General features: G+C 32.1%; 11 protein-coding genes and 1 other RNA gene. 4 read left to right on the forward strand and 8 right to left on the reverse strand.

The annotated features are described in order from the left end of the window. Positions 1-14 precede the first annotated feature (14 nt). Positions 15-836: an SDR family oxidoreductase gene (locus Q0921_RS24385; RefSeq protein WP_299261713.1), complete on the reverse strand. Its 822-nt coding sequence runs from the start codon at positions 834-836 to the stop codon at positions 15-17. Between the two features lie 103 nt (positions 837-939). Next, an RNA gene (gene ffs / locus Q0921_RS24390) (signal recognition particle sRNA small type) lies at positions 940-1,038 on the reverse strand. A gap of 87 nt (positions 1,039-1,125) precedes the next feature. Between ffs and Q0921_RS24395 the strand changes: the two genes are divergently transcribed. The 3 genes from Q0921_RS24395 (at position 1,126) to Q0921_RS24405 (ending at position 4,940) form a co-directional block, all read left to right on the forward strand. Further along, positions 1,126-2,175 (forward strand): glutaminyl-peptide cyclotransferase, encoded by a 1,050-nt coding sequence (locus Q0921_RS24395; RefSeq protein ID WP_299261715.1) that lies wholly within the window; start codon positions 1,126-1,128, stop codon positions 2,173-2,175. Positions 2,176-2,291: 116 nt separating this feature from the next. Beyond that, positions 2,292-4,061: a DEAD/DEAH box helicase gene (locus Q0921_RS24400; RefSeq protein WP_299261716.1), complete on the forward strand. Its 1,770-nt coding sequence runs from the start codon at positions 2,292-2,294 to the stop codon at positions 4,059-4,061. Between the two features lie 114 nt (positions 4,062-4,175). Next, the gene (locus Q0921_RS24405) at positions 4,176-4,940 is read left to right on the forward strand and encodes a carboxypeptidase-like regulatory domain-containing protein (RefSeq protein WP_299261717.1); all 765 of its coding nucleotides are present in this window, start codon (positions 4,176-4,178) and stop codon (positions 4,938-4,940) included. Positions 4,941-4,950: 10 nt separating this feature from the next. On the opposite strand, the gene Q0921_RS24410 is transcribed toward Q0921_RS24405, so the two are convergent. Then, positions 4,951-5,316, reverse strand: a complete 366-nt coding sequence (locus Q0921_RS24410) for a VOC family protein (RefSeq protein WP_299261718.1) — start codon at positions 5,314-5,316, stop codon at positions 4,951-4,953. A 124-nt stretch (positions 5,317-5,440) separates the two neighbouring features. Between Q0921_RS24410 and Q0921_RS24415 the strand changes: the two genes are divergently transcribed. Further along, positions 5,441-6,142 (forward strand): hypothetical protein, encoded by a 702-nt coding sequence (locus Q0921_RS24415; RefSeq protein WP_299261719.1) that lies wholly within the window; start codon positions 5,441-5,443, stop codon positions 6,140-6,142. A gap of 97 nt (positions 6,143-6,239) precedes the next feature. On the opposite strand, the gene Q0921_RS24420 is transcribed toward Q0921_RS24415, so the two are convergent. The 5 genes from Q0921_RS24420 to Q0921_RS24440 form a co-directional block, all read right to left on the reverse strand. Then, entirely contained in the window at positions 6,240-6,383 is a 144-nt protein-coding gene (locus tag Q0921_RS24420) for a hypothetical protein (protein WP_299261720.1), read from the reverse strand. A gap of 199 nt (positions 6,384-6,582) precedes the next feature. Beyond that, complete coding sequence (locus Q0921_RS24425) at positions 6,583-7,242, reverse strand: RNA methyltransferase (protein WP_299261722.1); 660 nt, start codon at positions 7,240-7,242, stop codon at positions 6,583-6,585. 404 nt (positions 7,243-7,646) lie between these two features. Further along, positions 7,647-9,614, reverse strand: a complete 1,968-nt coding sequence (locus Q0921_RS24430; RefSeq protein ID WP_299261724.1) for an OmpA family protein — start codon at positions 9,612-9,614, stop codon at positions 7,647-7,649. An 11-nt stretch (positions 9,615-9,625) separates the two neighbouring features. Beyond that, positions 9,626-10,588, reverse strand: a complete 963-nt coding sequence (locus tag Q0921_RS24435) for a type IX secretion system membrane protein PorP/SprF (RefSeq protein ID WP_299261726.1) — start codon at positions 10,586-10,588, stop codon at positions 9,626-9,628. Between the two features lie 70 nt (positions 10,589-10,658). Beyond that, the coding region (locus Q0921_RS24440; RefSeq protein WP_299261728.1) for a gliding motility-associated C-terminal domain-containing protein at positions 10,659-11,102 on the reverse strand (444 nt) is incomplete at its 5' end.

The following is an 11,102-nucleotide window of genomic DNA, read 5'->3' on the forward strand; positions in this document are numbered from 1 at the left end:
TTACGCGGCCAAAATTACAATTTATAATGATTCATTAATAACTTCTCATATACTTTATCTGGTAAAATTCTTTTTAAAGTAATTGAGAATTTTTGCATAAACGCTCCTACTTTATAATGAACTTTAGGTTCTGCACTGCGTATTACTTCATACACAGCTTTGGCCATCTTATCAGGATCCATACCTTCATCCACATGCTCATCCATCAATTGTAAAGATTTACCATACGATTTCTCATAAGGAGAACCTTCTATAACAGGAGCGTGATATCTACCAGCTGCAATATTGGTCGCAAAATCTCCTGGTGCTATATTGGTCATATTAATATTAAACGACTTTAACTCCATTCTCCAAGCTTCAGTAGTCATTTCTAAAGCGGCTTTAGAGGCACTATAAACCCCTCTATAGGGCAATCCCATATATGATGCTATCGAAGTAATGTTAATAACCAAACCACTCCCTTGTTTTCTCATTAATGGCAAAACAGCTTTGGTCACGTTAATAGGTCCAAAATAATTAGTGGTAAAGTTTCTAAGAATCTCTTCTTCAGGAATTTCTTCTAATGGGCCTGTAATTCCCGCTCCGGCATTATTAATCAACACGTCTAATCTTCCGTGTTTTTGTTCAATAGTCTTCACAGTAGATGCTATACTGTTTTTATCAGCTACATCTAATTGCAACAAGGTAAATACATCAAAATCTGAAAAACGTGAAGGGTTTCTGCTAGTTCCATATACGACATACCCTTTATTAGTAAGAAAGATCCCTATAGATTTGCCTATGCCAGAAGAGCCTCCGGTTATCAAGACAATTTTAGAATTTTGATCTGTGTTCATATTCGCAAATATACATTCGGAATTTAGAATTATGAATTTAGAATTACGAAATAAACTTAAAAAACTTAAAAAACTTAAAACTAAGGAAAGTATCGGGTACAAAAAAAGGCAAGCTACCTACATCACACCGCTACAACCGTTTACCTTTGCTGCGTTCCCGCCCTGGAGGATTCAACAGGAGCTAGTTGTGTAGGACTTGCCGCTGCAAAGATACAATCTTTAGTATATAAAACAATGATTTTTTAAACCCAATTAAAATAAATATCTTGCTCTAAATTTGATCAACATCATGAATAAACGTAACCTCTTCGTCATCATAACATTATGCGTTCTCATTTTTTCTTGTGGCAGTAATGTCGATGCGAAAAAAAAATATTTTTCAATAAAAACAGATAACAATGAGATCAAATTTAAACTAGGCGAAACTATAAAAGCTAGTATAGTTAATAACAAAAAGATTAAAATTGATTCTGTAGTATTCTTTTTAGATGACATTAGAACAAATGCTACCAGTAGTTTTACATATGAAGAGAAAATTGATAATGAAAGATTGGGTAAACATCTTCTAAAAGCTATTGTATATTATGAAGGAAAAGAAGAAGATATTTATAAGAAACTCAAATTCTTTAATAACACTCCTCCTAAGTTATATAAATATAAAGTTATTGCAGAATACCCCCACGATCAAAGTGCTTTTACACAAGGCCTGGAATTTGTAGGAGACACATTATATGAAAGTACCGGTAAAAATGGTTTATCATCATTAAGAAAAGTAGCTCATAAAACGGGAGAAGTAATCGCGAAAAAAGATATTGATAAAAAATATTTTGCTGAAGGGATTACAATCGTTAAAGACAAAATAATTCAATTAACCTGGCAATCTAAAGAAGGATTTATCTATAACCAAAATACATTAGAAAAGACTGGAAACTTTGCTTATAATAAAAGTAAAGAAGGTTGGGGATTATGTAATGACGGTAAACAAATTTATAAGAGCGATGGGACAGAAAAAATCTGGATATTAGACCCTGAGACTTTAGCAGAAAAATCTTATATAGAAGTTACTACTCATAAGAAGATAAAATCAAAATTTAATGAGTTAGAATGGATAGACGGTAAAATTTATGCAAACACTTGGCAAAAAGATGGAATTGCAGTTATTAATCCTAAAAATGGAGCATTAGAAGCGGTTATAGATTTATCTGGTCTAAGAGAAAAAGTAACCCAACATTCGGACCTAGATGTTTTAAACGGTATTGCATACAAAAAAGACACAAAACAATTATTTGTTACTGGTAAAAATTGGGACAAACTTTTTGAAATTGAGATTATTAGGTAATTTTATTATTGTTTTTCTAACTAATATTATTAATTGTTTTGTAACATCAGAATAACTACTTCGTTATTATTATAGACAGATAATAAACCGTACCTTTGCGGCTTATTTTGAATTATATGAACAAATTTGAAGCATTAGGCCTCAGCGAAGCCATTATTAAGGCTGTGAATGAAATGGGGTTCGAAACCCCTAGTGAAGTACAGGAAAAGGCGATCCCTATTTTGCTTAATGAAGACACGGATATTGTAGCATTAGCTCAAACCGGAACCGGAAAGACCGCTGCATTTGGTTTTCCGTTAATTGAAAAAGTAGACAACGAAAGTAGAATTACACAAGGATTAATATTATCTCCTACTCGTGAGCTGTGTTTACAAATTACAAACGAATTAAAAAATTACTCCAAATTTAGTAAAGGATTGCGTACTGTAGCGATCTATGGAGGTGCCAGTATTCACGATCAGGCAAAAGAAATTAAGCGTGGCGCACAAATTATAGTTGCTACACCCGGACGTATGCAGGATATGATTAACCGTAAGATGGTAGACATCTCTAATATTGGTTATTGTGTTCTAGATGAAGCTGATGAAATGCTTAATATGGGATTCTATGAGGATATTACTGCTATTTTATCCCACACGCCAGAAGACAAAAGCACGTGGTTATTCTCTGCTACTATGCCAAGAGAAGTTTCTACTATTGCTAAACGTTTCATGCATAATCCAGTAGAAATAACAGTAGGTCATAAAAATACTGGTTCTAAGAACGTATCTCATGAATATTACGTAGTTAATTCTCGAGATCGTTATGCAGCCTTAAAAAGATTAGCAGATGCCAATCCTGATATTTTTTCCGTAATATTTTGTCGTACTAAAAGAGATACACAAAAAGTTGCTGAAAGCCTTATAGAAGATGGATACAATGCTGCAGCTTTACATGGTGATCTTAGTCAGAATCAGAGAGATCTGGTTATGAAAAGTTTTAGAAATCGTCAGATCCAAATGTTAGTAGCTACAGATGTAGCTGCACGTGGTATCGATGTAGATGATATTACACACGTAATTAACTATCAATTACCTGACGAAATTGAAACTTACACGCACAGAAGTGGAAGAACAGGACGTGCTGGAAAAAATGGTGTTTCGATGGTTATTGTTTCTAAAAGTGAACTTAGAAAAATCAAAACCGTTGAGCGAATTATTAAACAGAAATTCGAAGAAAAAGAAATACCAAGTGGTGAAGAAATATGTCAGGTTCAATTATTTCATTTAGCTAATGACATAGCAAAAGCTGAAATCGATCATGAAATCGATAGTTATTTACCTTCTATTAACGAGGTGTTAAAAGATTTTTCTAAAGAAGAGCTAATCAAAAAATTCTTCTCTGTAGAATTCTCTCGCTTTCATAATTATTATAAGAAAGCTAAAGATCTTAATACTGTAGGTGAAAGCAGAGGAGATTCTAGATCAAGTGAAGGAAGTACACGCTATTTTATCAATGTTGGTGAAAAAGATGGATTTGATTGGATGAGATTGAAAGACTTCCTTAAAGAAACACTTGATTTAGGCAGAGATGCGGTGAGTCGTGTAGATGTAAAGGAAAGTTTCTCATTCTTTAATACGGATTCAGAACATCAGGATGCTATCCTAGCTATTTTTGAAGATTTCAAATTAGAAGGAAGAAAAGTAAACATAGAAATCTCTAAAGATTCTGGTCGCAGCAGAGGTGGCGGTAGACGTCGCAGAGATAATAACGGAGGTGGTTTTAAAGGAAAACGCAGAAGCGAAGGTTTTACACCTAGAGGAAAAGGTCGTCGTGATAATGACAGTGGTGGTGATCGCGGAGGTAGCGGAAGAAGAGACCGAAGAAAACGAAGTGATCGTAGATAATTTTTTCTGAATTAACTAAACTATATGATTTTTGGTCCGATTTTTATGTTATGTTCGTATAAATTGATCGTCTTATATAATAGTTAATATAAGATTACTACTAAAAATAAACTTTTGAAAAGAATATTAATCTACATAATACTTGTTATAGGCATTGGTACTTATGCTCAGGATACTGAATCAGAAACAGTATCCGGAAAAGTACTTAATGCCTCTACTGATATCAAATTACAAAATGTTCACGTGGTAAACCTTAGTCAGGTAATAGGTACCATAACCAACAATGAAGGTGATTTTGAAATTAAAGCTAAAGTAAACGATACTTTATATTTTACGTATATAGGATATAAACCTCTTAGAGTTAGAGTTACCAATGACTGGAAAAAATTTGGTGATGTAAAAATCAAGATGACAGAACTTGGTATTGCACTGGAGGAAGTTGTTGTCGCTGATATACAACTAACAGGATACTTAGAAATCGATGCCAAAAAAATTCCAGTATATAACAATTATAGATATAGTATTTCTGGATTAAATTCGGGATATGAAGGAGGTAGTAGACAGCCTGGAGCCGTTAATAAGGTACTGGGAGCCATTTTTAATCCTGCAGATTTCCTCTATAATATGTTCAGTAAACGATCTAATGAATTACGGAAACTGAGGAAGATGAAGAAAGATGATGAAATCAGAAATCTTTTAGAAACGAAATTTGATAGAGCTACGCTAATGGCGCTGCTACAAGTAGAGCGCTTGGATATTGATGAAATACTACGAAATTGTAATTACTCCGCAGATTTTATAAAATTTGCTAATGATCTTCAAATTCTTGATGCCATCAGCGAATGCTATGAAGAATACAAAGTATTAGATAGAAAATAAATATTTATTCCTATTTCTGGGAGTGTAATGCAATTCTATTACCTTCAGAATCGATAAAATATCCCATATAACCATTCTCTGGTGATATTTGTTTTTTATTAGATACTACTTTTCCGCCGGCAGCTTCTACTCTACCAATCTCGTTAGCTAGATTCTCACAGGAAAAATAAATCAAAACACCATTTTCGCTCGGCTTATAATGCTCTCCTGCATGAATCAATGATCCTGTAGCAATACCTGATTGATTTTTGTTTGGAAACCATCCCATTTGCAATCCATCCATTTTGTGAATATCAATTTCAATATCAAAAACCTTTTCATAAAAAGCTTTAGCACGATCCATATTTATAACTGGAATTTCAAACCATGTAACCATATTTATTCATTTAAATTATACCATTTATAGTTACAATATAATAAACATTCAGAAAAATTTAGTTTTTATGTTAACCTTAAAAATCACTACACACTAATGAATGTAACTTAATTAACATTCAAAAATGAAAACATTAAAACTATTCAGCTTATTTTTTATTTCTTTAACCTTATTTAACTGTTCAAACGAAGATGATGGATTATTTATTGAAGATGCATCTATATCGCAAAAAAGCAGTCGCTACTCTAATATTGATTGGACCGGAACATGGAACTCAACATATGGTCCTTTGAGACTTGTAGAACGTGGAGAACTTATTTATGGAGATTATTCTAACATCGGAGTCATTTATGGGTATCGTCATTACATAAATGGTAAGGAATACTTTGAAGGTACTTTTGAAAATTATCGTGCAAACAGAAAAGGTATTATTCGTTTTGAAATGAACAACTCTAGTTACAACAACGCTTTTACTGGAAAATGGATTTGGAGTAATGCTACTACGTGGTATAACTGGAATGGTTCTAAAACATCAAAAAGAGAACCTGTATTGCAAGGTTTTTACAATGTAAAAGGCCAAATTTTAGATAATAATACCTTTCAGAAAATTCAGAATCCTATATCCATCGAGATATTTCAGAATGGGATAAGGCATTTTTCTACATTATCTGAAAATGGTCTGTATGCTTTACAGTTACCGAAAGGATTCTGGGAGTTAAGAGTAACAGATTCTAACTATAAAAACTTTTCCAGAATTATAGAAGTAAAAGAAAATTATGATTACAACAACTATTTTACTCAAAATATATTTCTAAACAATAACTGAGTATCATAAGCTTATAATTAGCCACTAGAAATTGGAGTATATTTAAGAAAGTATTCCTTCTTTTTTAAATATACTTTAAGAAATGTAAAATTCAAAATTAAGAAGTACTCGTTCTTTTATGAAAAATATCATGAACTACTTCTGATGAATAATTGATTACCGTTTTATTGGATTTAAATCCTGTTTTTACCTGCTTTAGAAGCATTTTTACTTTGTTGGTAGGTGACTGTTTTTTGCTCATGACAAAGGTGTTTTTAGGGAGTTAAAACGTTTAGTCTTTATCAAATATAGGGAATTAATTTTTAAGATTTTTGATTTAAGCACATTAACCTTTTACGTGTAAACCTTTATTTATAAGTATATTACAACTAAAAAGAAACGTTATTAATTAGAATTTGTGGCTCATTGTTCGTAATTCGTAATTGGCTATTTAGTATTTGTCATTTATTCGTTTCTTTATATCTCGCTATAATTTTTTCATGACTTTTAATCACTTTTTTAGCCCAATCTAATCTTTTTTCTAATTTTTCTTCTTCGGATAACTGCCAGTCAATATCTGAATTTCTAAGTAATGACGTAATATGTTGTAAAATAATAGCTGCAGAAACAGAAATATTCAGACTTTCTGTAAACCCAACCATGGGAATATGCAATTTTGTATCCGCTGCATCTAGTACAGTATCACTTAACCCTTCCTGTTCTTGGCCAAAGAAAAACACTGAAGGTTTACTGATGTCAAAATCCTTTAATTCCACCGAATTATCATGTGGTGTTGTTGCAACAATTTGATATCCTTTACTTTTTAGAGAAGCAATACATTCTTTGGTAGTCGTATATCGATTAATATCCACCCATTTCTGAGCTCCCATAGCAATTTCGCGATCAATACGCTTCGCATTAATTTCTTCTATCACATGGACATTCTGAATACCAAAAACATCACAACTTCTTATAACTGCACTGGTATTATGCAATTGATACACATCTTCTACCGCTACAGTGAAGTAATTGGTTCGCTGTTCAATTACCTTTTTATACAAACTCTGTCGTCTAGGAGTGAGAAAAGATTCTAAATAAGTTAATAGTTTACCATCTATCATAGACTGCTAAAATAGGAAACATTAGTAATTTAGAAATAAAAAAATGTTGATTCTATCGCAATATGAAGTACAATCAATCTTTTCTCTTAAAAACACGTTTAGCAAGTAAAGGTAAGAAGCATCTTAAACAACTTGTAAATAAGGAAGACCTCTCTTTCGTTACCCATACGTTTAGAGAGGTCTATACTAAAATAAGATCAGAAATTATTGTAAGAATTTGTTGCTTAACGTTTTTATTCCCATCGTCATATAAAAATAAAAAACACTTTCATTTTTGAAATTAAATCAGCTCCTATTAACAAATCATATTGTTCTTTTTCATTATTTTTTAAATAAAACTTATAAAATCATTTCAGTATTTGTATCTAACTGTGGTTCTTAATAATTAAGAAGTATATAAATTATCATTCTAACAAAATAAATTCGCTTCTTCTGTTTTCTTGATGTCGTTCTTCACTACAATCAGAATTATTATCACATTTATTTACCAAAGAAGATTCTCCATATCCCCTACCACTAAGTCTAGATTTATCTATCCCTCCTTTTTTGACTATATATTTAATAGTGCTTTTTGCTCTTCGTTCGCTCAAAGCTAAATTATAATTGTCTGGAGCACGGCTATCTGTATGAGAACGAACATCAATTCTTATTTTAGGATATTCTTTCATCGCAGCTATTATCTTTTGTAGTTCTATTTCGGCGTCTGGTCTTATGAAAGACTTATCCAGATCAAAATAGATAATTTGAAGATCTAATACTTTTGCCAAATCCTCTCCAGGAAGTATTTCTTTATTATTAAGACCTCCTTTAGATAATTGTAACGGTACTGTATGGGTATATTCTAAGGCTGTATTAGTCAACAATATATCTTCTGATGGTTTATAACCATCCTTAAGTGCCCTAATAATATAGGACTTCTCACATTCTACATCAAATGAATAAATACCTTTATCATCACTTACCGTTTTATCAATTTCATTACCATCTTCATCTAATAAAACCACATCTGAATTAGCTAATATCTCACCTGTAGGGTCTTCTGTTACCACTCCAGACACATATTGCTTACACGTGGTTATTAATTCATCTATTTGTTTAAAACTATAAATATCATCGTTTCCTTTGCCTCCTTGTCTATTACTGGAGAAAAAACCTATTTTGGTTTCTTCATTTAAAACAAAACTAAAGTCATCTTCTGAGCTATTTACTGGTTTTCCTATATTATATGGAATAGAAAAAGCATCTTCTTCTGGAACTGTAACAAATAGATCCAACCCTCCTAAACCAACATGTCCATCACTGGCAAAATAAAGTCTTCCTGAATCACTTATGTATGGAAAAGTTTCTCTTCCTTCTGTATTTATTTTATCCCCAAGATTAATAGGCTGACCAAAAGTACCATCAGGGAATACATCCACTTTATATAAATCCGATAACCCTCTACTACCTGGCATATCACTAGCAAAATATAGTTGTTTACCATCTGCAGTTAAGGCAGGGTGAGCAACAGAATACTCCTCACTATTAAATGGTAATTCTTCAACATCAACCCACTTATTTCCTTTTAATCTTGCTCGATATAACTTTAATAAAATGGTTCCATTCTCATCCGATTTAAGTTTCTTTTTTGTAAAATTATTTCGTGTAAAATAAACTATTTGTCCATCTGCGCTAAAAGAGGTAGAAGATTCATGAAACTTAGTATTTATTTTACCTTTTAACTTTTTTACTTGTCCTAAAACATTTTCCTGAGTTGCAATATCAGATTTATAAAGATCTAAAAAAGGCATTTCATTCCATTCATGAATAACCTTTGACATAGAACTATGATTTCCTCTAGAGGATGCAAACACGAGGTTCCCAAGATTATCAAAACTAGGCGCATGGTCAGAAAAAGCAGAATTAATGCTTGTTTTTTTAAGTGTAAACTTTCCAGATTGCATTTCAATAAATCTAAGATAGTCTCGTGTACTTACAAAATATACTGCACGCTGATCTGTATTGGTTATGCTATAAAACATTTCCATCATCTTATCCGCTTCATCGTAACGTTTAATACTTTTTAAACTTTGTGAGTATCTGAACAGATATTCTGTATCCAAATCATCAGGATACTCATTTACCAATTTTTCATACCATATAACGGACTTTTCTAATTGTCCATTAAAGTAATATGAGTCTCCAAGTTTTTTGAATAAATCCGCAGAAGCATATCCCTTTTCAGCCACATCTAAATAAATTTTACGAGCATCTACGAAAGCATATCTCTTAAAGCTCTCATCCGCTCTTATGAGTCGTTTTTCTTGTGCTATCGAAACACACGAAAACATAAAAACTAAAAATGTAGAAATAATATATTTTATAAAGTTCATAGTCATTTTTTCTAAAAGAATCTAGGTGTTAACATTCTATTATATTTTCTGAATAACTCAAAACGTAACATAACTTCATAACTTCCATCATTAAATTGTGTTCTTCCTAATTCGGTAGATTCCTTATCATACGCAAATCCTATCATTAAAGAATCTGACACTTGGAATCCCGCCATTGCACTGAATGCTGCACTCCATCTGTATCCTACTCCAAGAGTAAGCTTATCATACAACAAGAAATTAGCTGACAAATCTACTTGCAATGGAGCACCAAAAACTAATTTACTTAGTATAGCTGGTTTAAACTTTACGGTATCACTAAGATCAAAAACATGTCCTGCTATTAAATAGTAATTAACCCGTTCTGCAGCTATAAATGATGAATTACCATTATCATCTATTTCAGCTCCTTCATCAAAATGATCTGTTTCTAATAAATTTGGGGCACTCAACCCTACATAAAATTTATCTGTATGATAATAAAACCCAACACCTACGTTAGGACTAAATTTATTATCAATATTACCATTACCAAAAAGAGGATCTCCGGTATTAAATTGTGATAATCGATCAAAATCAATATTTAACAAATGACCACCTGCTTTTAATCCAAAACTTAATTTTCCAGTATCCGAAGTAGGAATCGTATAAGAAAAATCAATATCAAAATAGGTTTCATCAGTTGGACCAATCTCATCATTTATAATGGATAACCCTAACCCAACTCTATTATTTTCTCCGATTGGAGTATTAAGAGTTAATGTTTGAGTACGGGGAGCTCCATCCAATCCTACCCATTGACTACGATGTAAACCCATTATACTCATAACTCCTCGACTACCTGCATATGCGGGATTTACACTAATTGTGTTATACATATACTGTGTATACTGAGCGTCTTGCTGAGCCCAACTACTTTGTTGGAAGACGAAGCCTAAAATAACCGTAACAATTAGTATATATTTTTTTCTCATTAACTTCTATTTAAAAAATTTAAGTATAATCTTACAGATATTCACTGTAAATATCTGTTATATATTTCCTTTACATATTGATATATAGATAACCAACCTTATTCATTGTTTGCCCTGTATCTGTAACATATTCTAACACATAATAATATGTACCTACAGGTAATTTATTATTCTGTGAAATAGTAACTCTTCCATTACTTATTCCCTTAAACAGTTCTACACCGGGTTGTTCATAACCATCTTCTTCAAATACCTGAACCCCCCATCTGTTATAGATTCTCAATGTATTATTTGGGAAGTTTCTTAACCCTACAATTCTGAAATCATCATTAATTCCATCTCCATTTGGAGTAATTCCAGTATATATTGTAATTGGATCATCCGAAAGGATTTCAATTATTGTTTCATCTTCTGCATCGCCATCATTATCGAGATCAACATCAGTAGTATTTATTGGATCGTCAGATAGATCTATCACATCATCTCCATTTGGATCTTGACCTGTAACGGTAGC

Origin of the sequence: uncultured Aquimarina sp., from assembly GCF_947496855.1 — a bacterium.
Classification (GTDB): Bacteria; Bacteroidota; Bacteroidia; order Flavobacteriales; family Flavobacteriaceae; genus Aquimarina.

Coding starts and splice junctions, on each gene's coding strand:
- Q0921_RS24385 (WP_299261713.1), bottom strand. CDS start 836: ATGAACACAGATCAAAATTCTAAAATTGTCTTGATAACCGGAGGCTCT.
- Q0921_RS24395 (WP_299261715.1), top strand. CDS start 1,126: ATGAATAAACGTAACCTCTTCGTCATCATAACATTATGCGTTCTCATT.
- Q0921_RS24400 (WP_299261716.1), top strand. CDS start 2,292: ATGAACAAATTTGAAGCATTAGGCCTCAGCGAAGCCATTATTAAGGCT.
- Q0921_RS24410 (WP_299261718.1), bottom strand. CDS start 5,316: ATGGTTACATGGTTTGAAATTCCAGTTATAAATATGGATCGTGCTAAA.
- Q0921_RS24415 (WP_299261719.1), top strand. CDS start 5,441: ATGAAAACATTAAAACTATTCAGCTTATTTTTTATTTCTTTAACCTTA.
- Q0921_RS24420 (WP_299261720.1), bottom strand. CDS start 6,383: ATGAGCAAAAAACAGTCACCTACCAACAAAGTAAAAATGCTTCTAAAG.
- Q0921_RS24425 (WP_299261722.1), bottom strand. CDS start 7,242: ATGATAGATGGTAAACTATTAACTTATTTAGAATCTTTTCTCACTCCT.
- Q0921_RS24430 (WP_299261724.1), bottom strand. CDS start 9,614: ATGAACTTTATAAAATATATTATTTCTACATTTTTAGTTTTTATGTTT.
- Q0921_RS24435 (WP_299261726.1), bottom strand. CDS start 10,588: ATGAGAAAAAAATATATACTAATTGTTACGGTTATTTTAGGCTTCGTC.